Raw genomic sequence first — 26812 nt, forward strand, 5'->3', positions numbered from 1 at the left:
CCCTTTTAGATTATCGCTAATTTAAAAACCCCCTGGCATTACGCTAGGGGTAAAGAAGAGTTATTAATGCCATTTAATACTCGCCGCATAAGATCATTTTTTAGCCGGATCTGATTTTCAAAACTACCTTTGTAAGCTTTTTTCTCTGATCCAGCCTCATAGCATGTAGAATTATCCACATTAACAAGTATTCCTGGCAAGCCAATTCGTTCAAAATCCTGACAATGTTTGGTCCAAAAACGTTCACAACAGGTACCGAAAAAAACTTTGCAGCCGCTCTTTTTTAACATTTTCAACTTTTCTTCCAACATTTCATAGTTCTGGATCGTAATCGGCTCCATGCCATATTCATCTGCAAGTGTAAATGCCTCACCAATATCGCATTGTCCGCAGCGTCCACACCCATCTGTATAACGGTATTTGCAGACCACTTTTTTCGCACAGTAAGGCAGCAAAAGGGGAATGGCTGCTTGCTGAAAAAGATCTTGTAATGTTGCCCAAACTCCGTCGTTAAAGCAATTCCCTACGACAGTAATATCCTTCATCTCTTCCTGATGAATACCAAGATCCATCAGCTGCGTCCTAAGCCCATGATCCTGCATCACTAAAATCTCCTCCTGCTACAAGTTCATACCAGTATAGGGCTAAACTAATCCGCTACAATACCGCAGCACGTTTCCAAATAGTTGATATCATAGCCGAGTGACTGCACGTAATCGACAGTTTCCCGTGCGGGATAGGCAATTGCGTTAAGGCCGGCATCCACTGCCAATCGTTCTATTGTGCGGGAATACAGGCCTGGCGGGCGTGCACAGCCTAACGCTATTGGGGTGTTAGGTAACAGCCGCCTGGCAGTAGTAAATATCTCAGCTGCTGCCGCTGCCGGCGGCGGTGCAACCTCGCCCATGGGCGTACTCCGCAAGGGATTTAGGATTACTAGCACCAAACTTGCAGCCCCTTCAGACGCCACCATCTGTAAAGCTTGATATTCACCGCGAATTTGGCCAAAATGAAGTCCAATGACAATATGGGGCGAGACCTTCAGGCCTGCCTGCCGCGCTATCCGCAAGCTGTTATGATAGTCTTTTGGCGTACGCTGCAAATGATAAACATCGCGAATCGTATCACCATCCCCAATTAAATCAAGGGCTACCCGTGTTATGTTTGCTTGTGCTAACAATTCAGCTGTTTCCGCCGTCAATAAACCGGGGTGGACTACTACTGAAAGGCCCATACCAGCCATTTCTTTTAGCGCGCCGGCAAATGGCTGTAACGGCACACTGCCGTCACTGCCCGCACCACCGCTAACTAACACGCCACGGCAGCCGCGGCTGCGCAAATCCGCAGCCAGACGAACAAGTAATTCCGGCTCGGTCGCTGATAACATATTTTGTAGTAGTCGCCCCTGGCAATGTTCACAATTGCATTGACACTGGGTTCCGGTAATACTAATGTTAACAAATGAATGGGCGCTATTTTCGAAAAGACCATTATCATAGTGCCGTGAACCTGGGGCATAAAAAGCGATTTTAGTCATGCCATATCTGTCCTTTAACCGTATTCATATCCTGCTTTTCTGGCAGAAAAGGATAATTACGCAAATTAGGACCAGGACGCTCATTACCGTATGGACGGTTACAGGCTACACAACCGTCCCGGTTAGGACAACCTGATGTCATAAACGGTTTCCCCTGGGCCAGGTCATCCCCCAGTAACTCCTCCAGCGGCTGCCCAAAGCTCATAATTTTACCTTTGGAATCAAACTTGAATTCACCAAGCGTTATCTGTTTATTGTTAAATAGGTACGCGGCTAATTGGATACGCCGGTACTGACCATAAGACGGCGGCTCGTGGTTACTGAGCAAACTACCTGGTTCGGGACAAAAGGAAAATAGATGCACCTGAGCACCAGCAACACTAGCTTGACTGATGGTCTCGACCATAGCCTGCTCGGTTTCTCCCAAGCCGACAATCAAATGTACACTGACATGATCTCGCCCAAATACCCTGACAGCTTGCTTTGCTGCTGTCCAGTAGGTTTCCCAGCGATGCGGTCCGCCTACAGCCGGTCCGCGCACGGCTGCAAACAGTTCCGGAGTAGCAGCATCAATGGCTACACCAACACAATCTGCGCCTGCCGTCTTTAGCTCCTGAAAAAATGTCCCGGCATCAGGTACTACCGTCGGCGATACTAACACACTAATTGGTAAGTTTGTTGCGCTGCTAAGCCTCCTGACAATATTCACGCAGTCGCCCGGCGCTTGGGGATGAGTAATCATTGATATACAAATGCGGCCTAACCGTTGCACTTTAGCCGCTATCTCTTGCTGTGGTTTGACTAAAATATCAATAATAGCAGACAAGTTATAAACTGGCCATTTTACTCTAATAAAGGTATTTTCCTCTGGCTCTGTTTTGCGTTCCCTGGCTAACCCGCAGTAGCTGCAGTTTGCCCGGCACCCATTCTGATAAGTCATAAGCAAATTTAAACTTCCCGGATAGGCGTTACGATAAAAACTTCCCGGCTCCAATCCTAACGCCATAGCACCAGCCAAACTTGTCTGTACAAAATCCGGACTTTCCTGCTTTTCGATAGTATCCATGACCGGCCTCCTCTATAACTCTACGTAGACACTAGCAACCTATTGCATGTAATATTCGGGGAAAGTAATCCAACTGCGCCGGATTAGCGTCGCAAATTCTGCGTTATTGCCTGTCCACTCTTGATTACGGCTAGCAAGTCGCTCACCAGCAATGGCAAACTGTCGCCCATATTCAGCCTGTATTGCCGCTGTATAGCTTTTTGCCAACTGCTCATTACCCTGCGCAATAGCTTGCATAACTGCTGTTGCCGCAAGTTGTCCACTAACCACAGCATTCATAATCCCGCCGCCGGTAATCGGATGTGTGCAGCCAGCCGCATCACCAGCTACCAGCATGTGCCTGTTAGCTAAGCATTGCACTAAACCACCTGACGGTATTAGTCCTCCGGTTGTCGCTGCCCCAGTTATAGCCTGCACTATCTGTCTTGCGACAAGGGTACGGCAAAAATCTGTCAGCAGTTCTTTTAACCGTCCGGTATGTGATGTATGGACAGCCAAACCGACATTGGCGGTTGTTCCTTTAGAAAACACCCAGCCATAGCCGCCATACCAAGCCGGATCAAAGTAAATCTCAGCATAATTCAGCGGTTTAACCAAAGTCAGTTCCCGCTGCAGCGCTATGCAGGTTTCACCTTGTTTATTACCTAACTGCTTGCTAATCAGCGAACGGGGGCCATCACAGCCAAGGATAAACGTTCCTGTAACCTCCTGCTGTTCGCCGCCGCACAAGAGCGTTACTACTGAGCCGTTGACATGTACAGCACGTACTCCGGTCATAAGGTTGGCCCCGGCAGCTACCGCTGCATCAGCCAACTCCTTATCCCATCGGCAGCGGTGCAGTACATAGCCAGGAGCTCGCACCACACTGGCTGTTTCGCCATTAATAAAGGTTTTAATCCCGTTTACTTGCTGCGCCACATCTATGGACCGCAGGCCAGCGTACTTAGTAATCATCCGGGGAACAAATTCCGCACATTGCACATGATCACCAACACTTTGCCGCTGCTCTGCTATGAGCACCTGTAACCCAGTCTGGGCCAGCCGCCTGGCTGCTGTGCTACCGGCAGGACCAGCGCCAATAACTATAGCGTCATAGTGATCGCCTGTTTTTTTCATGATTAACCTCTGCTACTAGTTTTTTCCGTGGTCTTTTTCTGTTTTTGCCTGCTCTATCGCCAGCATAATAGCCTTGATAAAGTGTTCAGCAGCAATACCAGGAATTTCTACCTTATTGTTAACAAAGAAGTTATTAATTGTGGTAATAATATGCTGTTCATCAATTGGTGTATTTTTCAAAGTTGTTTCCAGGTCATTAATGGCTCTAGGCGGATAAGCAAAGAAATCACCACTAATAATTAGATATTTGATAACTCTGATGCCTGCATCCAGCCGCATTTGAATCCGTATGAGACCCCCTGGAGCTTTATAATTGGCAATGCAGTCAATCGTATTGATAAACGTACTATCTTTGCCGTAAATCCAGTCTTTGCTCTGGAAATACGGCAAGTACTTATTCAGCAGCTCGATCTCTTCGGTTATAAGTTCTCCGGGGCAAAAATCATACCCTAATGCTTCCCTGAGACCGGTCAAAATTGCTGACTTTATTTTACTATGCTCTGGAACATAGCCAATTTGTTCTGTAATGGAAGTCACCCGTTCCCGCATTGACTTAACGGCCTTATCACTTAGTTTTTCCAAGGGAAACTGCAAAACCCGCAGCATTTCATCAACATCAAAATCAACCAATATACTACACTGAAAGACGAAGGAATCTGCTAGTTCGGTACCGCCAGTACCGGCAATTTTACGTCCAGCTATTTCAATATCGTTTACTGGCCTATAGGCTGCAGGCAGACCGAGGTTCTTTAGCCCCAGAGTCATTGCCTCACATAACAACTTATACATACTTTCTATTTTCCGGGGAATCCCGGGAGTGTTTTTTGCGGCATAGATCTCCCAACCTAACTCCAGCGGCCCCCAATATAAACTGCCACCACCTGTAATGCGGCGGTTGATATCAATCCCTTGTTGCTGACAATAAGGGACATTTACTTCCAGGAACGTGTTTTGATGCAATCCAACCAGTACACAAGGCTTAAACTGCAAAAACCGCACTGTGTTGGGAATCAATCCCTGACTATGGGCGTTCATTATGACTTTATCCAAAGCCATATGCTCAGCAGCTGTACGGGGCGCAGAATCAAGCACCCTAAACACAGTGTTATTTTCTGTACTAGGCATTTTCTTTCATGTCCTCGGCTAGCCATGCCTGCACAGCTGCGGCTGACATCAAGCTGTCAAGTTCAGCGGGGCGGGAAAGCTCAATTTCTGCAAACCAGCAGTTATACGGCAACTGACTGATTAACGCCGGACTTGCGGTTACCATATCATTGACTTTGGTTACTAGACCACTTACTGGCGCGTAAACACGCCCGACCCATTTTCCTGCTTCCAGTGACCCGCAAGTTCCCCCCCCCTCAACAGCAGTTCCCACTGTTGGTAAAACCAAATATAAAACATCACCAGTAATATCCAGACCGTAGGGCGTTAATCCAAACAGCACTTTGTTGCCAACCCGTTTAATCCACTGGTAATGGGTATCATACAATAATTCTTCAGGAAAACTCCATTTGCTTACGCTCATTAGCTCCTGCTCCTTTCCCTGCTTGCCAACTTAGTTGTCTACAGCCATTAATAATAATTCAGCAACATCCATTACCTGCAAGGGCAGTTTTTCGGCCCTGGCTGCCTTTTCCAGCATTTGTTCACACTGCTGACAGGCAGATACGACGATGCCGGCTCCCGTCTCAGCCGCCTCTTTTATCCGTTTACCAGCAATGGCATCTGCCAAACCGGCATCTGCACCCTGGAGATTTCCGCCACCGCCACAGCAGGTTGATTCTTCTCCACTAGTGGCCATTTCTACAAATTTGATTCCTGGAATACTGGTAATGATTTGCCGCGGCGGATTGATAATGCCGCTGTTGCGCCCTAAATCACAGGGGTCATGGTAGGTCACTGTTTGGTTTAGTTCATTTGGCACTAACTTACCTGCAGCGATTAGCTCTGCCAGCATTTCCGTGGCATGGACCAGTCTAAATCCCAGACTCTCACCCAGCACCTCCGGATATACATGGCTCCAGACGTGATAGCAGGAAGCACAGCCAGTCACTAAGGTTTTGGCCCCCATCTGCCGTACCGTATCGACATTGTGCCGCGCAAATTCCGCTATCTCATCAGCATGCCCGGCTGCCAGCATGGGAAAACCACAGCACCACTCTTCAGAACCCATTGTGGTATAGTTTACTCCTGCTTTTTGCAATAACTGTACCATGGCGACTGGAACCTGGGCTGCGCGGGGAAAAAAGGAAGATACACAACCGACAAAATATACGACTTCCGCCTCTGGTTCCTGATCCAAATTCTCTGGTATTTCATCCAGCTCTTCCGCCCAGTCAAGTCTGGTTACATTGGCAAAGTTGGAAATATTCTTCTTGTCCTTCAGGTTATCTATCATTGCCGTATAAGCTGCAGGCGCCTGGCCGCCAGCTACCAGTTTAGCCCGTAAATCCTTCCATAATGACTGGAGATCAATCCTCGCAGCGCAAGCGCGCGTGCAAGCCCCGCACATTGTACACTGGGTAATTCTTTTAGCATATTCAGGACTAATAGTGGTCTCACTATTTCGGGCAAATAATTCCCGGGCTAGCGAAATCTTTCCGCGGGGAGCGGCTGACTCCCAGCCAATCTCCTTATATACCGGGCAGTCATTGCGGCAATTACCACATCTCCCGCAAATTAAGGATTCATCAATCAAATTTTTATAAAAGCTGCCCGTACTCATACCTGTTCCCCTCCTATTTTGCCCCTGTACACCAGTGTGGTAGCTGCCAAGAAGTCCATGCTCAAACTAAACAACGCTGGATTCAAGAGCAAGGGAGCTTGATACACTTTACCAGGATTCATAATATTGTTAGGATCAAGTAGTTTTTTCCGATGTTTAAGCTCAGCCATCTCTGCTGCCGTGTGGCACCTGCTTACATAAGGTGTATTCCACAAACCGACACCGTAGGGGCACCCACCATGTTTGGCCCCAATATCATGCAATTTTTTTACTAAGGCCAATCCCTGCAGATAGCCTATGGTATCACGCTCATCCGCATTAAACATTGTCATAACCATAGCATGCTGAGCTGTTACAACATGCCCGTAGCTTTTTAGGCCGAGATTTTTTTTGTTTTCAAATAGTTCTATATCATGAAGATAGGCAGCCAGGCTGCTAATCGGCAACCAAATCTCGGCTCCAAGCAAGGAGGGGCCTTCTCTTTTTAAGACTAGAGAAAAAAAGCGGTGCTGCCACTCATGCTCGCCTTCTTCGCCTAAATCACCGGCATTTGCCATTTGCAAACATTTGGTATAATTCTTTTTCGCGGCTGCTGTTTCTGCTTGTGAACCATCCGCATCAAAAGCTACCGTATAGGCTTTAGCAGTCCGCTTACTGGCCATCCCCAGCCTGTAACGTAACGCGTTACAGCCGGGATCGCTAAAGTGCAAATTAAAGGGGATTGCCGCAGATAGTACTGCACCTTCGATAAATCGCTGCATTTGCCTGGCATCTTGCAATTCGGCTAAGCCATGCCACTCGGTTTCTGGCTGTGGGCGAACCCTTAATTCTATTTCAGTCACTACTCCTAAGGTTCCCTCAGAACCAGCCAACCAGGAAACCGGCGGCTTACTCATGGCGTTTAATTCTTGCACACTGCCATCAGGCATAACGGTCTGAGCCGAAATTACCTGGTCCACTACCGGACCGTACTTTAAGCTGCCAAGCCCGTATCCCATCATGACTAACCAACCGCCAACCGTTGCCGCCTGCGCACTGCTCGGGTATGAACAGGTAGCTAAGCCAAGGCGGTTGAGGGCGCGTTCCAGCTGCCACCAGGTCATACCTGCCCCGACCCGTACAATGTTGTTCTCTTTCTCAACTGCCACTATCTGATCCAAACCGTTTAGATCAACCAGTATCCCTTTGCGCGTACATACCGTATTAAAGTAGACAGTAGAGCCCCCCGCCCGTGCGGTCAGGGGGATTCGCTTCTCAGCTGCCAGCTTGGCAATGCCAGCTACTTCTGCGGTATTTTGGGGCCTGATCACAATATCCGGCAGAGTATCGGCAATAGGGTTAACCAAAAAATCCGGCACAGGTGCCAAATCACGTTGATAAAAGCCGCGCTCGAACAGATCTGTAGTTGCACGGTCACCAAAGGCAGTCTTCAAATTTTCCAATATTTGAGCGTCCATATCTTACTCCTTCCCTAAGCGATATTGGGCATGCCTACCCAATAATTATTCAGGCTTAGAATATTTGGCATGTTCCTCAGTAAAAAATTTATCTGCATCGTCACCATGGATTAGGTTTTGCAGCCCGGCAGCTAAATCATCAGGCTCCATTACACAAATCCACCCCGCGTCATAGCTGTCACTATTGAGCAGTTTAGGATTTGTCGGCAATTCACCATTGGCCTCAAGTACTTTACCCGACATTGGCACTTGAATTTTGCCGGCCCACTTGCCTGACTGGATTGAAGAAAGCGTAGCCCCGGCTGCAAGTGCTTTCCCGACTCGCGGAATCCTGATAAAGGTAATCTCGCCAGCTAATTTTTGTAAAAAATCAGTAACCCCGATGCGAATTGTGTTGCCTTCAACTTTCACCCATGCATGATCATGAGTGTAATATAAACCTTGCGGAATATTATATTGCTCCATTGGTTAATCACTCCTATTTACTTATCTGGCTAATAGCCAACGCAGCAGCAGATCTTCACTACTAGTAGCCATATTGCTTGCCGAGCTCTGCTGCCATTTGATGATGGCTGATCTGATATCAGAATCACACCACTTGGTACCTAGCAAATAATCCTTCAGGGAATTAATATGGGAATTCGCCCAACAAAGAAATCCGTTACTTTCAAATTCTATTATTTTTCCGCCCTGAATAATAAGAATTGCATACCCTGGACAGACTTGCTGGTTAACGCATTCCCTGTTACCAGTGACATTAGGTGTAAAGCACTCCGGTAAACGGTGGAGACGGATATAGGTTCCTTCGTTAATTTTCACTTGTCGTACTTTGGTTTGCTTGCCTGGCAGGTTAAGAAAGTCAGAACTTGTTAGGTTATCGGCCATGGCCTTACTAGCTGCCTTTAGTTTTTCAGAATACGGAGCAGGCTGCAAACCATCTGTCCAGGCGGAAAAATTGGCAATTAACTGTTCTTCAATAGCAGTAAAGTCAGGTGTATAACCTAATTCCTCCTCCATGGTCGTTAAATACCGTTCCATGGATAACCTGGTCAGTTCGCGAAACCGCGGGCTGGGAAGGTTTAAGACATTGGCCATAGTAGTCCTGTCAAAGGCTACTAAGATATTACCTGTATACACGGCAAAACCATTAATGTCGCCTGCGCCATTTCCCGAAATCTTTTTGCCGTTGACAACAATGTCCGCCGGAGGTTTAAGGGCAGCGCTAATATTGAAACTCGCCAAAGTTCTTACAGCAGGTTCCAAAAACTTGGCAAAAAACTCCTCACGCCGGCCTGCTAACAAGGGATTGCCAGCACGCAAGACCAGTTGGAAAAAAATTTGTTCTTTAGCCAGTAAAACCATCCCACCGCCAATGTCGCGGCGGATAAGCGGGATATTATGGTCCTGACAGTATTTTACATTTACTTCTTGCTCTAGGTCATCATGTAAGCCGAGACAAACGCAGGGTGCAGAAGGGCGGCAGATGACTAGCCCTTCTTGCCTTGTTTGCGCCAATACATGATAGATTGCTTGGGTCTCAGCCCACGGCATGAGTCCTAGCCGGTATAAGTTCATCTATACAGTCCTCCTGCACCGGCAATAGCTGGACGTTAAACACAGCAGAAAATTGTTGCTCTAACTTACCCCTGACCTCATCAAGACTGGTATCGATACCGAAATCCCGCATAGTTGCCACTGGGCGGTTGGTGATGCCACAGGGGTTGATTAAACTGAAATACCACATATCAGGATTGACGTTTAAAGAGAATCCGTGTATGGATACCCAGTTGCGGACACCAATGCCAATCGCGGCGATCTTCCCCTTCTCGGTCCAAACGCCAGTCAAACCAGTTTCCCGGAAACTACTAATGCCATACTCAGCCAGTGTCCTGATAATTACTTCTTCCAGCATCCAGGAATAGCGGTGTAAATCCTGTCCATGCCCCTTTAGGTCAAGCACCGGATAGCCTACCAATTGACCGGGGCCATGGTAGGTTACATCACCGCCCCGATCTACTTCAATAACCTCAAGTCCGGCTGCTAACAAGGTTTCCGGTGATGCTTTAACATTATCCTGGCTGCCAGAACGTCCCATGGTATACACAGGATCATGCTCTAGTAATATCAGGGTATCGTCACCACGGCCGCTGCGGCGAACAGACGAAATTTCCTGCTGTAATTTCCACGCAGCCACATACGGAGTTCGTCCTAATAGTAACAGCTTACAGATCTTAGAACAGCTCGTCGCCACTTTTGCCTTCCAGCCCGGGGTGAATATCAAAGCGGACCACACCGACAACAGCTCTGTTGTTAACGGCTTTTTTCACCGCTGCGACCCCTTCATGCCCGAAACCAGCGCAGAGTTCAATTGCGCCAATTCCCTGTTCAACCAGTTCTTCAACTACTTTCACGGCTGACTTATAGTCGCCTACTCCCACGACTGTCAATTCCACAGCAGGCGTGGCGATGATTGACCTGTGCTGTTTACTATTGGCCTCTGGTGCAATAAAAACAAATGCTGCTTTAAGCATTTATACCCCTCCCCTAATTTTAGTATTTGATTACTAAATAGACAGGTGACCAAGTTTCTCAAAAGAAGATTCAGCATGATACGAACTGCGAACCATGGGTCCGGAACTTACTTGGGAGAAACCAATTTTAAAAGCTTCTTCCTGGAGCCATTGAAAAGTATCAGGGTGAATATATTCGACGACAGGTAAATGCTCTGCTGACGGGCTAAGATACTGACCCAAAGTGAGCATTTGGCAGCCAGCCGCAAATAAATCTTTCATTACGACAAGGACTTCCTCCGTTTTTTCACCTAAACCCAGCATTAAACCGGATTTTGCCAGTGCCCCCCCGCCGCTTTGGCGTACCCGCTTAATTAATTCTAAGGACCTGGCGTATATGGCCTGAGGTCTTACAGTAGAGTACAATCGTGGTACGGTTTCAATATTATGGTTAAGAATATCGGGCTTAGCATTCAATACTGTCTGTAACGCTTCCTTACTCCCCTTAAAGTCGGGAATAAGAACTTCGATTGCTGCCTGCGGCAATTGTTCTCTGATCGCCCGGATGGTGGAGGCAAAATGTCCTGCCCCCCCATCACTGAGATCATCCCGGGTAACAGATGTGACAACAACATGCTTTAAACCTAAATGCTTGGCCGTACTGGCTACCATCCCGGGTTCATTAGCATCAACAATATCAGGAATACCATGACTTACAGCACAAAACCGGCAGTTACGGGTGCAGCTATTTCCCAGAATCATAAACGTGCATGTTTGATTTTTAAAACACTCACCAATATTCGGACAGTCTGCGCTTTCGCATACAGTATGCAAATGTCCTTGTTCCAACAGTGTTTTCATCTGATCAAGCGCTGACCCCTCAGGCAAAGGTAAAGTCAACCAGGCTGGTCTATCTGTATTCATGTAATCCCACTATTCGAAAGCTTCGAGAGCTTTAAGCACAGTTGTGGCCACATAGGCCATAGCCGGTGATCCACCAAAAGCTACCGCGACTGCCGCTGCTTCCAATATTTCCTCTCTGGATGCACCCTCTGATAAAGCATTTTTTACATGGATATTGATGCAATACTCACAGCGCACGGCTACAGCAATACCGATGCCAATAAGTTCTTTATACTTGCGCTCTAACTCACCTTCCACATAGGCTGCCTGATCCATTTGTACAAAGGCAGCAACCAACTCAGGGCTCTCACTTTGCAGATTACCAATCCCCGCCTGCAGATCATTTACTAAATCAACACTATCTCCTGACATATATATATCCCTACCTTTTCTAAAAAATATATTTTTCATCGAATTAATGATTATTTCCTAATTTAAATGAAAATTTTGTGAGGCTGCTCTATCAACTTCATTACCAAAGCCAGGAATTCTGCTGCCGGAGCCCCGTCAATCACCCGGTGGTCAAAGGCCAATGACAGTCCCATAATTGGCCGGATTACGATCTGGTCGCCAACTACAACCGGAGTCTTCACTGTCCGGCCAACTCCTAATATCGCTGATTCCGGCTGATTGATAATGGGGGTAAAGTAATCAACAGAACCATAGCCGCCAAGATTAGTAACCGTAAAACTACCGCCAGTCATCTCTTCGGGATCCAGTTTATTTTTCCGGGCACGTTTCGCAAAGTCCTTAATTTCCTTACTGATGTCAGCTAAACTTTTTTTGTTGGCATTTCTCACTACCGGTACCACTAGACCATCAGGAATTGCGATAGCTACGCCAACATTGACATCTTGCAATACTTTTATTTCCTCACCACTTAGCGTACTGTTAATTCGCGGATAGAGTTCCAATGCTTTAGCGATAGCTTTGACCAGCATATCGGTTACTGAAATCTTATCGGCATCCTTAACGTCGCTATTGATAGTAGAACGTAAGGCTAGCAACGCTGACAAATCCACACCGACGTGCTGCGTAACTTTCGGGGCAATCGTCCAGCTATTGGCCATATTCTCGCCAATCGCCTGACGCATTCCTTCATAAGGAATAACTTCAAGAGTAGGCCGCTCATCAGCTCCCATACTCATTTCTTCTATGGCTTTTTCCACATCTTCTTTGACTATCCGGCCTTCAGGGCCTGTGCCAACTATCAGCGTGTAATCTACACCATTTTCTTGGGCCAAAGCACGGGCAGACGGAGAAATTTTTACCTTCGCGCCATTTGCGGCGTTAACTGTTTTTTGCACTCCTGGCTGACTAGCAGCAGCTTTTGCTGCCGGGGCTGCGCTGACACTACTAGCAGCTGTTGATAATACGGCGCTGATATCTTCGCCTGCATCCCCCATAACTCCCAGCAAACCGCCTACTGGCAGCTTAGCTTTCTTGTCAGCAACAATTTTGAGCAAAATCCCATCAGTCGGGGCATCAATTTTATTCGCGATTTTATCTGTCATAACTTCCAGGAGAGCTTCCCCTTTTTTGATGGTGTCTCCCTCTTTTTTTAACCACTTACCTACAGTACCTTCCTTCATGGACAATCCTAGTTTTGGCATATTAATTTGTGTTGCCATTGCTGCTCCTCCTTTGCCAACCTATCAATCATATATTTCGATAACTATACCCTTTAGCAACTGCGGCCCGTAGTACTTCCTCCGCCTTTATCACTTTGGGGCCTTCAAACGTAAGTTTTATCTGGACATCATCACCTGGCCGAACTTCCACTTCCCGTTCGCCATCTAGGGCGATTACACAAGGTGCCGCCACTTCAATTACTTCATCCACATTAATATAATGATAATTCCGGACTGGTACCTTCTCATTGAGGCCTGGTGCAATTGGTGCACGTACCTCGAGATTTCCCGGGCCAATCTCAATCACCAGGCCCAAATCATCATAAGGTGTTACTGGTGCCAGGTTACCGGCAATGGACGCTATGCCAATGTTATGCGGCTCACCTCTGGTAACGACAATCTTGCTTATGCGTTCGGCATTCCAAACTGCGCGTGAGCCAATAAAGCTGTCATTAAGTACTACAGCATCTACAAGGGCAATATCTACCGGCTCACCATTTTTATAAATAATCAGCTTTTTACTAGGGTTAATAGCTGGAGCCCCAGTTACTAATCCCTGCGCCACAACTCCGGCCGCCAGGCCGGCAATCGTGCTCTCAATCATGGTTGGAAAAACATTGTTAGTGCCAGTGGAAATGGGAAGAAGAGGAACATCCCGACATCCTTTTGCTACCATCCGGTTTGTTCCATCACCGCCCAAGGTAACTATACAGGCAACGCCGCTTCTAGCCATAACCTCTGCTGCATAAAAACTATCAATTTGCGTACCACTTAGGCATATATCTGCCTGGACAATTTCGATATCCGGACGATCACGGCTGCAAATACTATCAGCCGCACCGGGGACAATCCCGTAATATTCCGGCATATAGACAATCTTTTTAATACCGCTTGCAGCCAAGCTCAAAATCAGCCGGCGCACAATATTGACTTTCTCCTGATTATCAAAGATCGTGCCATACGCTACCAGACGGCGAATATCTTTACCTGATGCCGGATTAGCAATGATACCAACCTGCCTCATACTTCCCTTCACCACCTATGCCATTAGTTAAAACAAACTCTTAACTGCGGCAATAATCTTTTCTTCACTTGGGATTACGCAGCTTTCCAGCGCCGGACTAAACGGAATTGGAGTGAAAGGCATTGCAACCCGTTTAATCGGAGCATCCAGAAGATCAAGTCCTTCTTCTGCAACCATGGCCGCAATTTCTCCGCCATAGCCGCCAATTTTAACTGCTTCATGCGCGATAACGAGTTTACCGGTTTTGCCCACAGACTTCAGGATACTTTCCGTATCGAGCGGTACAAGTGTACGAGGGTCTAATACTTCAGCATTAATTCCTTCCTGAGCCAGAGCTTCAGCTGCAGCCAAGGCCTTATGAACCATCCAGGACCAGGCTACAATGGTAACATCAGAACCTTCTTTCTTTATGTCAGCCTTGCCCAACGGGATAACGAAATCCTCTTCAGGCACATCACCTTTAATACCTAACAATTGCTTGTGCTCAATGTACATTACCGGATTATTATCACGAACCGCTGCAGCCATTAACCCTTTGGCATCCGCAGGAGTCGAAGGCATTACCGTTTTTACGCCGGGGATATGGGTAAACCAGGCTTCCATGGATTGTGAATGTTGGGCTGCAGCACCCATGCCGCCGCCGCAGGGCGTCCTGAGAACCATCGGGATTTTGGCTTTGCCACCAAACATGTAGTGCATTTTTGCGGCCTGATTGAATAATTCATCCAAGCAAACGCCCATAAAATCAACAAACATAATTTCGGCAATCGGCCGCAAGCCGGCTGCTGCTGCACCTACCGCTGCACCAACAATTGCGGTCTCACTGATAGGGGTATCAATTACCTGTCCAGGGAATTCCTCAAATAGACCAGCTGTTACACCAAAACAACCACCAAACTTACCAACATCTTCACCCCAAATATATACGTTGGGGTCGCGCTTCATTTCCAGCCGCATTCCATCTCTAATGGCCTCAGCATATGTCATTTCTTTCATCATGGTTTCACCCTCCAAAATTAGATTATTCTGCGTAAACATCTGTTAACGCGTCTTCGGGGTTCGGATAAGGACTGTTTTGCGAGAAGAGGATTGCCGCGTCAATTTGTTTTTCGACTTTTGCCTTAATTTCCTCTAATTCTGATTTGGTGGCATATTTAAGTTCCACAAGTTTCTGCTCGAAGCGGGGTATCGGGTCTTTTTTCAGCCAGGCTGCTTGTTCTTCGGGATCTTTGTAGGCGCCAGGATCACCTTCAAAATGGCCGCGCCATCTCCAGGTTTTGCATTCCACTAAGCTGGGGCCGTCGCCTCTGCGGGCGCGTTCAATAGCCTCAGCGGCAGCTTCGTAAACAGCGATAACATCATTACCATCGACTACTACGCCTGGAATTCCATAGGCAGACGCGCGATCGGCAACATCAGTAACTTTCATATGGTCACGCTGGCAATTGGAGATACCGTACAGGTTATTTTCGCAGATAAATACTAAGGGAAGATTCCAGATAGTAGCCATATTTAAGGCTTCATGGAAGGTACCACGATTGGAGGCAGCATCCCCGAAAAAGCATACCGCTACCGAGTCGGTTTTCTTATATTTACAGGCAAACGCCGCGCCTGCGGAAATTGGCTGCCCAGCACCAACAATGCCGTTTGCTCCCAAAATGCCTAATTCAACATCGGCAATATGCATTGAACCGCCTTTACCTTTGCAATAGCCAGTCGCTTTGCCGAATAATTCTGCCATCATCAAATCAACCTTGCCGCCTTTGGCAATTAAGTGTCCGTGTCCACGATGCGTACTGGTGATATAATCATTGTTTGTTAAACTAGCACAAACACCGGTAGCAACCGCTTCCTCCCCTAGGTATAGATGCACAAAACCAGGTAGTTGATTATCGGCAAATAATTCTACAGCTTTACTTTCAAAGGCTCTTATGGTCATCATGGTTTCGTAAAAACCAAGCAGTTTCTCTTTCTTTAGTTCCATAATTCTCCCCCCACTTATTTTTTTACAGTAAATTCTGGCCAATCGATCATGGTATGTCAATATATACCGTTAGTGCGGCTACAGCTACAACTATGGTGTCACCTTCCCCCAGCGCAGACAGATGTAAGCCCTGTACATGTAATCCCCCTGCCACAATTTCGGTGGTAACAGTGCCAAAGGGAACTGTTGCTTGTACTTCGGCTATATTGACTTTATCTGGCTCTGAACACCCGACCCGAATTTCAACAACCATTTGATTGGGGTCACTAATCCCGACAATGTCAAACAAACCACACAAACAGCTTCGTGACATGGCATCTTTGACTGCTCTTTGGGCTGCTTTGGTAAAATTGCCGCCATGCAAATCAGTGCCAATGCCTATCTCGACAATATATCGCCCACGTTTCATCATTTCACCTCCGTCCTTATCTCAAGGTTTTTAGCTGTAGTCATTGGTAATGACCATACGCCTAATAATATTGCAAGATGTATGCCAAGAATAAAAGGAATCACATAACTCCTAATCAGAATTACGTGATTCCTCTTATTTTTCGCTTTACCAGAATATTTCGCACTATTGTTCAGACATTCTGCTATATAGTGCAGCAACTATTATTTATGTAGTCACTTGTAGTAGTGTGTAGCGCTGTACTTACTACACATCGCTACAGTACTTCAATATGGTTATTCAATAGCATATTTCTTGAGTTTCCGATACAACGTACTGCGGGCAATACCCAGCGTAGCAGCTACCTTACTGAGATTCCCCCGTTCCTTTGCCAATAACATCTTAATCTCTTCACACTCTTTATCTGATATCTCACTCTTTATTTCCTGATAATGACACACTCCGGCATTTTCATGTTGCCTTGCTTTCAGTGAAAATTCTCGCCCTGGTGCGCAACAAAGCTCAGGCGGTAAACATGCGATTGAGATACTATGATTTTCAGTGAGATTACAAGCTCGTTCAACAACATTATGAACTTGCCTGACATTGCCCGGCCAGTCATACGAATTAATACAGTCTAAGACATCAGCCGCTATAGTATACTCACAGCCCTGCTCACTACCAATCTGCTCGACAAAATAACGGAACAGCATTTCAATGTCATCGCGACGATCGCGCAAGGGTGGTATCTCAATCGTAAACACATTTAACCGGTAATATAAATCCTGACGGAAAGTCCCATTTGCCACCAACTGGTTTAAGTCTTTATTAGTAGCACAGATGATACGTACGTCAATCGGAATGACTTTGTTCCCACCAAGACGGGCCACTTTCTTTTCTTGAAGTACTCTGAGTAAAGCCACCTGTTGTTCTAAAGGCATATCCCCTATTTCATCAAGAAACAATGTTCCACCGGAAGCTAATTCAAAATTACCAGGTCTGCCACCTCGCTTAGCTCCGGTAAAGGCCCCCTCTTCATAGCCAAATAATTCGCTGCCGATAAGTTCACGTGGTATAGCCCCACAGTTCACGGCAATAAAGGGGCCATTGCGCCGTGAACTCCGGCAGTGAATTGCCTGGGCAAACATCTCTTTACCTGTACCACTTTCACCCCGCAGAATAACATTGGAGGAAGTCGCAGCTGCGAGCGAGGCCTGGCGTATTGCCTCTGAAATTTGCTCACTTTTGCCAATAATGTCACTAAATTTAAATGTTGTATAATTACCACTAAACCGGTTAACCAGATTGTGAACTTTTTCCATTGGCCGCAAAATAATAACGCCACCATTTATACAGCCCTGTTTATCGAATATCGTTTCACCAGATATAACACAACGACTTGGCCCCATTTCCGTGTCGGTAAAAAACTCGACATCAGCATAAGCTGCTTTACCGTTCAATAATGTCTGAATTAACTGATTTTTTCCCTTAAAAATAGTCTGCACCGAAGCTCCATTAAGAATATTACCACTTTTCCCCAGAATTTTTTGGGCTATCGGATTAAACTCCCTCACCTTACCCCAGCGATCAAAGAAAATTACGCCATCTGACATGGTGTTAAATATACTGGACAAGCGTTTATTCATCAGTGATAACTCATAATTTTTTTGCTGAATACCGATTTGCATAGTGATCGCATTAGCAGCAGCGGCTACCATTGCTAAGGTATGAGAGTAAGCGGACTGAGCTGGTCCAGATATATCAAGTAAGGCAACAATCCGGCCGTCATAACCATAAATAGGTGCAGCCGAACACGTCCACCAGTGATGTTTGCGGCAGTAATGCTCTGCTCCGGAAACCTGTACTGGCGCTCCGGTCTTTAGGCCAATGGCGATTGCGTTGGTCCCTACATGTTCCTCCCGCCAACTCGCGCCCTGAACAAAGTGAATATGCTTAGCACTTGTCAACACATCAGGATCCCCAAATCTTTCCATTATATATCCATTCTCGTCAGTCAACACAACAATAAAGCCAGAATTACGGAAGAACTCGTAAATATTGGCCATGAAGGGTTTAGCAATATCTACAATGTCCTGGTTCTTTTCCAGCATCATCTGAATGTCTTGTTTTTCCAGAATGTTCAGACATTTACCATCATTAGGATTTAGATCAATTTGCGAACATCTGACCCATGAGTCAGTAATTTGTGGTAAAATGATCCGGTTTTCCAGTTCACCTTTACTAATAAATTTTTTCCAAATCAAATCCTTACTGATTATACTTATAGGGTTGTCGCTTGCCATTTTCCACACCACCTACCGATAATCTAGGCATTCGCATTATACAATAATACTATTATCGTTAGTAACTTTCTAAAGTAATCAGCAATTACCCTTCTTTACATTTCATTTTATTGAACTTGTCTGCAGCAAAAACTCTTTGAAATAATTATAGCAAATAAATGAAGCATAAAATGTCACGAATGATAAATTATGCTTCAGGTTACCTAATTGTTGCCCATTACATTATTTAATGCAAATGTCTTCGCCATTAAGAATCTTTTTCATATTCTTCATCGCACACATTTTACCACACATCGTGCAGGTATCTTCACTTTCGGGTGCAGATTCTTCCCGATAGGCTCTGGCCTTATCCGGATCAATAGCTAGCTCAATCATTTTGGGGAAGTCAATCTCTGCTCTGGCGGCACTCATTTTATTATCCCACTCCCGGGCACCGGGCAAGCCTTTAGCGATATCCGCGGCATGAGCTGCTATTCTTGCCGCAATTATACCTTCTTTCATATCACACAAATCAGGTAGTTTTAGATGCTCAGCCGGAGTTACATAACAGAGGAAATTAGCACCATTAGCTGCTGCTATGGCCCCACCAATGGCACTGGTAATGTGATCATATCCAGGAGCGATGTCAGTAACCAGTGGCCCCAGCACATAAAAAGGCGCTCCGTGGCAGAGTCTTTTTTCCAGCATCATATTTCCGGCAATTTCATTAAGGGCCATATGTCCCGGGCCTTCAATCATTACCTGCACGTCTTTAGCCCAGGCGCGTTTGGTAAGCTCTCCCAGTACAATGAGCTCTTCAATTTGTGCAGCATCTGTTGAGTCATTAATCGAACCGGGACGGCAGGCATCGCCAAGACTTATGGTCACGTCGTATTTGGCGCAGATATCCAGTAGGCGGTCATAATGCTCGTAGAAAGGATTCTCTTGCCCGTTAAGTTCCATCCAGGCAAATAGCAGCGAGCCACCCCGGGATACCAGATTAGTGAGACGCTTATTGTGCTTAACTTTTTCGGCCGTGGCCCGGTTTAAGCCGCAGTGTATCGTCATAAAATCGACACCATCTGCCGCATGCGTTTCTATTACCTGGAAGAATTCATCGACAGTAATATCCTTTAATTCTTTATCCAATGCCCCTACCGCATCATACATGGGTACTGTCCCAATCATTACCGGACAAGTATCAATTAGCAGACGTCGAAACTCCTGGGTCTTGCCATAGCAGCTCAAATCCATAATTGCTTCTGCTTTTAATGCTACTGCGCTTTTGGCTTTTTCCAATTCCAGCGCTAAATCGCAGCAGTCTTTGGAAACACCCAGATTCACGTTTATTTTTGTCCTGAGGCCGTCTCCAACTCCCTCTGGACTAAGTGTCGTGTGATTTTTGTTAGCCGGAATGACAATCTTGCCTTCGGCCACAAGTTCACGGAGACGAGTAACCTCCATTTTTTCTTTGGCAGCAACAATTTGCATTTCTTTAGTAATCAGCCCTTGTTTCGCAGCATTCATTTGTGTAGTAAAGTTCATACTAATCCCCTCCTTTTACTATGTACGACAAAAATAACGAGACATGGCCTGGAAAAGCCTGTCTCATAACAATCGCAGATAGCTTCCCTTCTACTGGCACTGCCTGCAACATGTCCTAAGGGTCAGAAAAATTACTGTATTATATATTAAATATGTTTGCAAGATTTATGCCAACAAACAAAGGACCACATAACTCCTCCTCATGGGGGTTATGTGGTCCCTTTCCTCTCGACCTTTTCACAATATTATATTATTTCTAAGCATTGCGTTATCACCATCAAGTTACTGCTGTTTTTGTAGCACTGTGTAGCAAAGTGTAGCGCGTAATATACTACGCTTTGCTACACAGTTAACTAGTCTAACAGTCTGCGGATGAAAAGTCCGAAGAAATGGTACAGCCTTGACTATCTGGAGGCATGTGACTTACAGCTTGCGACTGCCGCGTTTGGTTATCGCAATGCCGTCTTTGCATAGCGGGCAATCCTGACTCTGGTAGGTAAGAACAGTTAAGTGTAATAGTGCCTGGGCCGGTATGCCAAAATCAGCCTTGCCGCCACTACGGTCAACCAGCATACCAACGGCTACCGGAACACCACCATGTTCGCGCACTACATCAACTACCTCTTTTACTGATCCGCCGGTTGTTACAATATCTTCAACAATTAGGACCCGCTGTCCTTTCTCAATAACAAAACCACGTCTGAGCGTCATCTTACCGTTTTCGCGCTCAGTGAAGATAGCGCGGGTACCGAGATGTTTTCCCACTTCATGGGCCAGAATAATACCGCCAGTTACCGGGCCAATGACAAGCTCAATATTGTCGTTGGCGAAGCGCTCCGCCATGGCTGCACAGAGCTTTTCGGTATGTTTAGGGTACTGTAGCACCTGAAATTTTTCAACATATAACGGACTATGCAAACCGGAGGTTAGTAAAAAATGACCTTCTAAGATAGCCCCTGTTTCCACAAAAATTTGTCGAACTTCTGCTTCGTTCATTATGCGTTCCTCATTTCTGCTAAAATTGAGAGCGCGGCCGCACGCGGATTTTCAGCTTTGGTAATCGGCCGGCCTACTACTAGATAATGAGCGCCTGCCTTCAGCGCATCAGCTGGGGTAGCTACCCGGCTTTGGTCATTTAAGGCTGCGCCTTGGGGACGAACACCAGGTGTAATAATGGCAAAATCTGTACCACAGGCCTCTCTGATCCGCTCGGCTTCCTGCGGTGATGCTACCACCCCGTCCAAGCCCGCTTCCTGGGCCAGCTTGGCCAGATGCACAACTTGTTCCGGAATACTGGTAGCCGAACGCAGGGCAGCCCATTCGGTGTCATTCATACTTGTCAGCACTGTGACGGCAATCAACTTAGGCCGAGGTATGTTGAGACTAGCCGCGGTTTCAGCTACCTGCCCGGCAGCCGCCCGCATCATGGCTGGCCCGCCTGATGCCTGAACATTAATCATAGCCACACCTAATCGAGTCAGCGAAGCCGCACCCTGGGCCACTGTATTCGGGATATCGTGCATTTTTAAATCCAGAAAAACATCTTTGCCTTGCTCGCGCAAATAAGTCAGACATTCCATGCCAACAGCATAGAAAAGCTGCATGCCTACTTTATAGTAGCTTACGGCATCGCCTAAGCTTTCGACAAGCTCCCTGACTTCGGCCATTGAGGCAAAATCAAGGGCTACAATTAATCGATTACGTACTTGTTCCACTCTGTATCCTCCATCTTAGGCGATTTAGCCGCAGTTCACCTTGCCGACAAGGTCACCAATCTGAGTTAAACCACGTTTAGTAAGATATTCTTTAATTCCTTCAGCCACTTCCACAGATACATAAGGATTAACAAAATTGGCTGTACCAACAGCCACAGCACTGGCCCCGGCCAAGATAAATTCAATGGCATCTTCGGCAGTCATAATGCCGCCCATACCAATAATCGGTACTTTGACGGCTTGTGCTACCTGCCATACCATCCTCACCGCAACCGGCTTTATTGCCGGACCGGATAAGCCGCCCACTGTGTTGCCCAGAATAGGCTGCCAGGTCTTGATATCAATCGCCATCCCCAGCAAGGTATTAATGAGTGAAATAGCATCTGCGCCGGCGTCTTCTACCGCTCTTGCCATGAGCACAACATCAGTGACATTAGGCGATAGCTTGACAATTACTGGCAAGCTTGTTTTTTTCTTTACTTCCCGTACTACTTCAGACGCACTTTCCGGGCAAGTTCCAAAGGCAATCCCGCCTTGTTTTACATTAGGGCAGGAAATATTAACTTCTAATCCGGCAATCCCTGACTGATCCAGCCTGGCTGCCAACTCGCCATAGTCTTCTACCGTATTACCGGAAATATTGACAATAACCGGTACTTGGTAGGCAGCTAATTGGGGCATGGTCTTCGTAATAAATTCGTCAACACCAGGGTTTTCCAGTCCAATACAGTTCATCATCCCAGCCGGTGTTTCCGCTATGCGCCGCCCGTTATTGCCCGCCTTAGGCGCCAGCGTTGTGCCCTTAACGACAATGGCGCCGACTTTGTTCAAATCAACAAAGTCGCTGTATTCCAGACCAAAGCCAAACGTGCCTGACGCGGTCATAACCGGCGTCTTCATTTTTATTCCGGCAATATTGACCGCCAGCATTGCTTCCGCTGTATTCACCATACCACCTCCTGAGCCCAGAACACCGGACCGTCAGTGCAAACCTTGTGCCGTTTACCGCTGGTATTCTCACAAGTGCAGGACAGACAGGCCCCCACGCCGCAAGCCATGTAATCTTCCAGGGATACCTGACAAGGAACATCATACTGGGCCGCAGCCGCAGCCACGCCCGCAAGCATAACATGCGGCCCACAGGCGTAGATAGTATCAAACTTGTCCTGTTTCAGTAGTTCAGGCAGTAGATCCACGGTAAAACCATGGTGACCAATACTGCCATCATCTGATGTAATATGGATATTTTGACATACACTGGCATATAGGTTTGGCCAAAATAACTCCTGTTCATTACGCCCCCCCATCAAGATGGTGGCTGGGCGAGAACAAAAAGCTCTGGCCAATAGCAGCAGCGGTGCCAGTCCCATACCGCCCCCCACAAGCAGGGGGCGCTTAGCAGTTACAGCAAAGCCATTGCCAAGCGGCCCCATGCAATTGATGGTGTCACCTGGCTGAAGCTTAGTCATGAGCGCCGTACCCCGACCAACAACACGATAAATAAAAGTCAATGTCCCTTTCACCGTGTCACAGTCTGCTATGCTGAACGGCCGCCGGAGCAGCGGGTCAATGGTGTCGTTCAGCCGAATATGGACAAACTGGCCTGGTTTGGTAATACTGGCAATCCCGGCAGCAGCTACTACCAATTCCCATACATCTCCGGCAAGGACAGTATGTTTCATCACCTGAGCAGTCACACAGGTTTTAGTCACAGTTTCTTTCGCCTCCACTTACATAATCCTGCAGTGCCAGTACATAGAGAAACTTTCTTTGGCGTATGATGCTAAGTACATCAAGAACAGCTTTGGCTGTATCCATCGAAGTCAGGCACAATAGGGAATGCTCGACAGCGGCTCTTCTGATTTTGAAGCCATCACTATCAAAATCCCGTCCTTTAGTCAGGGTATTAATAACCATATTAATTTTTCCCGCTTTAATCATCTCAATAATATGAGGCTGCTGTTCATGAAGTTTGGGTACCATACCAACAGTCAAGCCTAAGGAACTGAGGTAACTGGCCGTGCCGCTGGTGGCGATTAGTTCATAGCCCATTTTGGCAAATTCTTTGGCAATCTCGCCTGCTTCTGCTTTGTCTTTATCGGCGACTGTCACAAGAATAGTTCCGGTTTGCGGCACATTCATCCCGGCGCCGATAATTCCCTTATACAGTGCCCGGGAATAGTTGTAGTCAATACCTAATACTTCACCTGTGGACTTCATCTCCGGTCCAAGGGAAATATCTACCTGCTGCATTTTAGCAAAAGAGAATACCGGCACTTTTACGGCAACATATTCTTTCGCCGGCAGAAGTCCTGTTGTATATCCCATTTCCTGCAAGCTTTCACCAAGAGCTACGCGGGTAGCAACATCCACCATCGGCACATCGGTAATCTTGCTAAGGTAAGGGATGGTCCGACTGGAACGAGGGTTTACCTCGATTACATATACTTCTTCATCCATGACTACATATTGAATGTTGATAAGACCTTTTACCGTAAGTCCCCTTGCCAGCAGTCCCGTGTATTCAACAATGGTGTCAATAACCTTTTGGGAGAGTGTTTGCGGCGGATAGACGGCGATACTGTCGCCAGAATGTACACCGGCCCGTTCGATATGTTCCATAATGCCAGGGATGACAAAATCCTTACCATCTGATATGGCATCAACCTCAACCTCAGTACCTTGCATATAGCGGTCAACTAAAACCGGATGTTCTGGTGAGGCTTTAACGGCCCGCACCATATAATCCTTTAACTCGGTTTCGTTGTAAACAATCTCCATGGCCCGCCCGCCAAGTACATAGGAAGGCCGGACAACAACAGGGTAGCCAATACGGGCGGCAGCCTGCGGAGCCAAAGAAGCATCGGTGATGGTTTCGCCTTTAGGACGCGGGATTTTCAACTGACCGAGTAATTCATCAAATTTTTCCCGGTCTTCAGCCCGGTCAATATCTTCCACACTTGTGCCAAAAATCTTGACCCCCGCCCGCGACAACGGTCCAGCCAAATTGATGGCTGTCTGGCCACCGAACTGGACAATAACACCCTCAGGTTTTTCTTTATCAATAATATTAAGTACATCTTCCGGGGTAAGCGGTTCAAAGTACAGGCGATCAGATGTGTCAAAGTCGGTAGAAACAGTTTCCGGGTTGTTATTGACAATGACGGATTCAATTCCCAGCTCTCTGAGTGCCCAGACTGAATGCACTGAGCAATAATCGAACTCTATGCCCTGACCGATCCGAATAGGGCCTGATCCCAGTACCATGACTTTGCGTTTATCGCTTGTTACGACTTCATCTTCTTGCGCATAAGTGGAGTAGTAGTAAGGAGTAACAGCCTCAAACTCGGCGGCGCAAGTGTCAACCATTTTGTAACAAGGCACAATATTGGCCTGCTTGCGCAGTTCCCGGATTTCATATACTGTTTTACCTGCAAGTTCGCCGATACTCTTATCAGCAAAGCCCATTTTTTTGGCAGCCAAGAGTACGTCAGTGGTCAGGTCTTGGCTGATTTGCCGTTCCATCGCCACGATATTCTCAATCTTATCTAAGAAAAATGTATCAATTGCGGTTATGGCATGAATTTCGTTTACTGCAACCCCACGCCGTAGGGCTTCGGCAATCATAAACGACCGTTCATCATTGGCAAGTTTAAGTTTTTCGATTACTTCCTTATCACTCAACGCGGCGAACTCTGGGATATACAGACGATTTAAGCTAATCTCCAACGACCGCACAGCTTTGAGGAGCGCGCCCTCAAAGTTGCGATCAATGGACATAACCTCGCCGGTAGCCTTCATCTGGGTACCAAGAATCCGATCAGCAAAACTGAACTTGTCAAACGGCCAACGCGGGAATTTAACGACTACATAGTCAAGCGCCGGTTCAAAGCAAGCCTTGGTCTTACCTGTTACAGCATTCGTAATCTCGTCTAAGTTATAGCCGATAGCAATCTTAGTAGCTACTTTGGCAATCGGGTAGCCAGTAGCTTTTGAGGCCAGAGCACTGGAACGGCTGACCCGGGGATTTACTTCAATAACAATGTAGTTACTGCTTTTCGGGTCAAGCGCGTACTGGACGTTACAGCCGCCTTCAATCCCCAGAGCGCGAATGATTTTTAGCGATGCACTTCTCAGCATCTGGTATTCGTAGTCTGTCAACGTCTGCGACGGAGCTACAACAATACTGTCACCGGTATGAATGCCTACAGGGTCAAAGTTTTCCATATTACACACTGTAATGCAATTGTCAGCGGCGTCACGAATGACCTCATACTCGATTTCTTTCCAGCCGGCGACACTGCGTTCAATCAGTGCCTGACCAATAAAACTGTATTTTAGGCCTCTGTTAACTGTGTCAATAAGTTCCTCATCATTGTGGGCAATGCCACCGCCAGTTCCGCCCATCGTATATGCTGGACGCACAATGAGCGGATAACCGATTTCCTCAGCAAATTTGAGTGCACTGTCAATATCTTCGACAATGGTACTGGCCGGAATAGGCTGACCAAGTTCTTCCATAGTGGCCTTAAACAGTTCTCTGTCTTCCGCCTTTTTGATGGCTTCCAGCGGTGTACCCAAGAGTTCTACCTGATACTTTTCCAGTACGCCTTTATCAGCAAGTTTAACGGCTAAATTGAGGCCTGCCTGACCGCCTAACGTGGCTAACAGGCCGTCAGGACGTTCTTTGGCAATAATTTCTTCCAAATATTCCGGAGTCAGCGGTTCGATATATACCCAGTCGGCAACATGGGTATCAGTCATAATGGTAGCCGGATTACTATTAACCAGCACAACCTCAAAGCCTTCTTCTTTAAGCGCCCGGCACGCCTGCGTGCCGGCATAATCGAATTCAGCGGCTTGGCCGATGACTATCGGGCCTGAACCAATGACCATAATCTTTTTTAAATGTTCTTTTTTGGGCAC

At 46.8% G+C, this 26812-nt stretch carries 26 protein-coding genes; all 26 read right to left on the reverse strand.

Annotated elements, in window-relative coordinates; all coding sequences use genetic code 11:
- Positions 1–38: 38 nt before the first annotated feature.
- Positions 39–602 (reverse strand): DUF116 domain-containing protein, encoded by a 564-nt coding sequence (locus tag SALPA_RS26565; protein WP_255451459.1) that lies wholly within the window; start codon positions 600–602, stop codon positions 39–41.
- Between the two features lie 47 nt (positions 603–649).
- Positions 650–1537, reverse strand: a complete 888-nt coding sequence (locus SALPA_RS26570; protein ID WP_145101213.1) for a radical SAM protein — start codon at positions 1535–1537, stop codon at positions 650–652.
- Complete coding sequence (locus SALPA_RS26575) at positions 1530–2603, reverse strand: radical SAM protein (protein WP_145101215.1); 1074 nt, start codon at positions 2601–2603, stop codon at positions 1530–1532. The genes SALPA_RS26570 and SALPA_RS26575 overlap by 8 nt, the downstream gene beginning before the upstream one ends.
- A gap of 39 nt (positions 2604–2642) precedes the next feature.
- Complete coding sequence (locus tag SALPA_RS26580) at positions 2643–3719, reverse strand: NAD(P)/FAD-dependent oxidoreductase (protein ID WP_145101217.1); 1077 nt, start codon at positions 3717–3719, stop codon at positions 2643–2645.
- Positions 3720–3734: 15 nt separating this feature from the next.
- On the reverse strand, positions 3735–4844 hold the full coding sequence (locus tag SALPA_RS26585; RefSeq protein ID WP_145101219.1) for a lipoate protein ligase C-terminal domain-containing protein: 1110 nt from the start codon (positions 4842–4844) through the stop codon (positions 3735–3737).
- Complete coding sequence (locus SALPA_RS26590) at positions 4837–5247, reverse strand: glycine cleavage system protein H (protein WP_145101220.1); 411 nt, start codon at positions 5245–5247, stop codon at positions 4837–4839. The genes SALPA_RS26585 and SALPA_RS26590 overlap by 8 nt, the downstream gene beginning before the upstream one ends.
- Before the next feature lie 30 nt (positions 5248–5277).
- Positions 5278–6447 (reverse strand): (Fe-S)-binding protein, encoded by a 1170-nt coding sequence (locus SALPA_RS26595; protein ID WP_145101222.1) that lies wholly within the window; start codon positions 6445–6447, stop codon positions 5278–5280.
- Positions 6444–7904 (reverse strand): FAD-binding oxidoreductase, encoded by a 1461-nt coding sequence (locus tag SALPA_RS26600; RefSeq protein ID WP_145101224.1) that lies wholly within the window; start codon positions 7902–7904, stop codon positions 6444–6446. The genes SALPA_RS26595 and SALPA_RS26600 overlap by 4 nt, the downstream gene beginning before the upstream one ends.
- A 45-nt stretch (positions 7905–7949) precedes the next feature.
- Positions 7950–8369 carry a glycine cleavage system protein H gene (locus SALPA_RS26605; protein ID WP_145101226.1) on the reverse strand — a complete coding sequence of 140 codons (420 nt, stop codon included), beginning with the start codon at positions 8367–8369 and terminating at the stop codon, positions 7950–7952.
- A gap of 21 nt (positions 8370–8390) precedes the next feature.
- Entirely contained in the window at positions 8391–9479 is a 1089-nt protein-coding gene (locus tag SALPA_RS26610) for a biotin/lipoate A/B protein ligase family protein (RefSeq protein ID WP_145101228.1), read from the reverse strand.
- Complete coding sequence (lipB, locus tag SALPA_RS26615; RefSeq protein ID WP_186451242.1) at positions 9442–10155, reverse strand: lipoyl(octanoyl) transferase LipB; 714 nt, start codon at positions 10153–10155, stop codon at positions 9442–9444. The genes SALPA_RS26610 and lipB overlap by 38 nt, the downstream gene beginning before the upstream one ends.
- Positions 10136–10435, reverse strand: coding sequence for a DUF6506 family protein (locus SALPA_RS26620; RefSeq protein ID WP_145101232.1), 300 nt, complete (start codon positions 10433–10435; stop codon positions 10136–10138). The genes lipB and SALPA_RS26620 overlap by 20 nt, the downstream gene beginning before the upstream one ends.
- A 33-nt stretch (positions 10436–10468) precedes the next feature.
- Positions 10469–11338: a lipoyl synthase gene (gene lipA / locus SALPA_RS26625; protein WP_145101234.1), complete on the reverse strand. Its 870-nt coding sequence runs from the start codon at positions 11336–11338 to the stop codon at positions 10469–10471.
- A 9-nt stretch (positions 11339–11347) separates the two neighbouring features.
- Positions 11348–11689: a carboxymuconolactone decarboxylase family protein gene (locus SALPA_RS26630; protein ID WP_145101236.1), complete on the reverse strand. Its 342-nt coding sequence runs from the start codon at positions 11687–11689 to the stop codon at positions 11348–11350.
- Between the two features lie 62 nt (positions 11690–11751).
- Positions 11752–12948, reverse strand: coding sequence for a dihydrolipoamide acetyltransferase family protein (locus SALPA_RS26635; protein WP_145101238.1), 1197 nt, complete (start codon positions 12946–12948; stop codon positions 11752–11754).
- 28 nt (positions 12949–12976) lie between these two features.
- A complete protein-coding gene (locus SALPA_RS26640) occupies positions 12977–13972 on the reverse strand; it encodes an ATP-NAD kinase family protein (RefSeq protein ID WP_145101240.1) in 996 nt (331 codons plus the stop codon).
- 27 nt (positions 13973–13999) lie between these two features.
- The gene (locus tag SALPA_RS26645; protein ID WP_145102309.1) at positions 14000–14968 is read right to left on the reverse strand and encodes an alpha-ketoacid dehydrogenase subunit beta; all 969 of its coding nucleotides are present in this window, start codon (positions 14966–14968) and stop codon (positions 14000–14002) included.
- A 25-nt stretch (positions 14969–14993) separates the two neighbouring features.
- Complete coding sequence (locus SALPA_RS26650) at positions 14994–15956, reverse strand: thiamine pyrophosphate-dependent dehydrogenase E1 component subunit alpha (RefSeq protein WP_145101242.1); 963 nt, start codon at positions 15954–15956, stop codon at positions 14994–14996.
- A 46-nt stretch (positions 15957–16002) separates the two neighbouring features.
- Positions 16003–16368: a Lin0512 family protein gene (locus SALPA_RS26655; protein ID WP_222428133.1), complete on the reverse strand. Its 366-nt coding sequence runs from the start codon at positions 16366–16368 to the stop codon at positions 16003–16005.
- 272 nt (positions 16369–16640) lie between these two features.
- A complete protein-coding gene (locus tag SALPA_RS26660) occupies positions 16641–18647 on the reverse strand; it encodes a sigma-54-dependent Fis family transcriptional regulator (RefSeq protein WP_145101244.1) in 2007 nt (668 codons plus the stop codon).
- Positions 18648–18869: 222 nt separating this feature from the next.
- Positions 18870–20171, reverse strand: coding sequence for a phosphomethylpyrimidine synthase ThiC (gene thiC / locus SALPA_RS26665; RefSeq protein WP_145101246.1), 1302 nt, complete (start codon positions 20169–20171; stop codon positions 18870–18872).
- Between the two features lie 423 nt (positions 20172–20594).
- Positions 20595–21167, reverse strand: coding sequence for an orotate phosphoribosyltransferase (gene pyrE, locus SALPA_RS26670; protein WP_145101248.1), 573 nt, complete (start codon positions 21165–21167; stop codon positions 20595–20597).
- Positions 21167–21886, reverse strand: coding sequence for an orotidine-5'-phosphate decarboxylase (pyrF, locus tag SALPA_RS26675; RefSeq protein WP_255451375.1), 720 nt, complete (start codon positions 21884–21886; stop codon positions 21167–21169). Before pyrF ends, pyrE begins: the two co-directional genes overlap by 1 nt.
- Before the next feature lie 24 nt (positions 21887–21910).
- Positions 21911–22837, reverse strand: a complete 927-nt coding sequence (locus SALPA_RS26680; protein WP_145101250.1) for a dihydroorotate dehydrogenase — start codon at positions 22835–22837, stop codon at positions 21911–21913.
- Positions 22831–23598 (reverse strand): dihydroorotate dehydrogenase electron transfer subunit, encoded by a 768-nt coding sequence (locus SALPA_RS26685; protein WP_145101252.1) that lies wholly within the window; start codon positions 23596–23598, stop codon positions 22831–22833. Before SALPA_RS26685 ends, SALPA_RS26680 begins: the two co-directional genes overlap by 7 nt.
- On the reverse strand, positions 23591–26812 hold the full coding sequence (gene carB / locus SALPA_RS26690) for a carbamoyl-phosphate synthase large subunit (protein ID WP_145101254.1): 3222 nt from the start codon (positions 26810–26812) through the stop codon (positions 23591–23593). The genes SALPA_RS26685 and carB overlap by 8 nt, the downstream gene beginning before the upstream one ends.

The sequence above is a fragment of the Sporomusa sp. KB1 genome, from assembly GCF_007830295.1.
In the GTDB taxonomy this organism is placed as follows: Bacteria; Bacillota; Negativicutes; order Sporomusales; family Sporomusaceae; genus Sporomusa.

Coding starts and splice junctions, on each gene's coding strand:
- SALPA_RS26595 (WP_145101222.1), bottom strand. CDS start 6,447: ATGAGTACGGGCAGCTTTTATAAAAATTTGATTGATGAATCCTTAATT.
- SALPA_RS26680 (WP_145101250.1), bottom strand. CDS start 22,837: ATGGTGAATACAGCGGAAGCAATGCTGGCGGTCAATATTGCCGGAATA.
- SALPA_RS26640 (WP_145101240.1), bottom strand. CDS start 13,972: ATGAGGCAGGTTGGTATCATTGCTAATCCGGCATCAGGTAAAGATATT.
- SALPA_RS26650 (WP_145101242.1), bottom strand. CDS start 15,956: ATGGAACTAAAGAAAGAGAAACTGCTTGGTTTTTACGAAACCATGATG.
- SALPA_RS26655 (WP_222428133.1), bottom strand. CDS start 16,368: ATGATGAAACGTGGGCGATATATTGTCGAGATAGGCATTGGCACTGAT.
- SALPA_RS26565 (WP_255451459.1), bottom strand. CDS start 602: ATGCAGGATCATGGGCTTAGGACGCAGCTGATGGATCTTGGTATTCAT.
- SALPA_RS26610 (WP_145101228.1), bottom strand. CDS start 9,479: ATGAACTTATACCGGCTAGGACTCATGCCGTGGGCTGAGACCCAAGCA.
- SALPA_RS26605 (WP_145101226.1), bottom strand. CDS start 8,369: ATGGAGCAATATAATATTCCGCAAGGTTTATATTACACTCATGATCAT.
- SALPA_RS26600 (WP_145101224.1), bottom strand. CDS start 7,904: ATGGACGCTCAAATATTGGAAAATTTGAAGACTGCCTTTGGTGACCGT.
- SALPA_RS26575 (WP_145101215.1), bottom strand. CDS start 2,603: ATGGATACTATCGAAAAGCAGGAAAGTCCGGATTTTGTACAGACAAGT.
- SALPA_RS26635 (WP_145101238.1), bottom strand. CDS start 12,948: ATGGCAACACAAATTAATATGCCAAAACTAGGATTGTCCATGAAGGAA.
- SALPA_RS26630 (WP_145101236.1), bottom strand. CDS start 11,689: ATGTCAGGAGATAGTGTTGATTTAGTAAATGATCTGCAGGCGGGGATT.
- lipA (WP_145101234.1), bottom strand. CDS start 11,338: ATGAATACAGATAGACCAGCCTGGTTGACTTTACCTTTGCCTGAGGGG.
- SALPA_RS26660 (WP_145101244.1), bottom strand. CDS start 18,647: ATGGCAAGCGACAACCCTATAAGTATAATCAGTAAGGATTTGATTTGG.
- SALPA_RS26585 (WP_145101219.1), bottom strand. CDS start 4,844: ATGCCTAGTACAGAAAATAACACTGTGTTTAGGGTGCTTGATTCTGCG.
- SALPA_RS26645 (WP_145102309.1), bottom strand. CDS start 14,968: ATGAAAGAAATGACATATGCTGAGGCCATTAGAGATGGAATGCGGCTG.
- SALPA_RS26620 (WP_145101232.1), bottom strand. CDS start 10,435: ATGCTTAAAGCAGCATTTGTTTTTATTGCACCAGAGGCCAATAGTAAA.
- SALPA_RS26590 (WP_145101220.1), bottom strand. CDS start 5,247: ATGAGCGTAAGCAAATGGAGTTTTCCTGAAGAATTATTGTATGATACC.
- SALPA_RS26570 (WP_145101213.1), bottom strand. CDS start 1,537: ATGACTAAAATCGCTTTTTATGCCCCAGGTTCACGGCACTATGATAAT.
- pyrE (WP_145101248.1), bottom strand. CDS start 21,167: ATGAACGAAGCAGAAGTTCGACAAATTTTTGTGGAAACAGGGGCTATC.
- SALPA_RS26580 (WP_145101217.1), bottom strand. CDS start 3,719: ATGAAAAAAACAGGCGATCACTATGACGCTATAGTTATTGGCGCTGGT.
- thiC (WP_145101246.1), bottom strand. CDS start 20,171: ATGAACTTTACTACACAAATGAATGCTGCGAAACAAGGGCTGATTACT.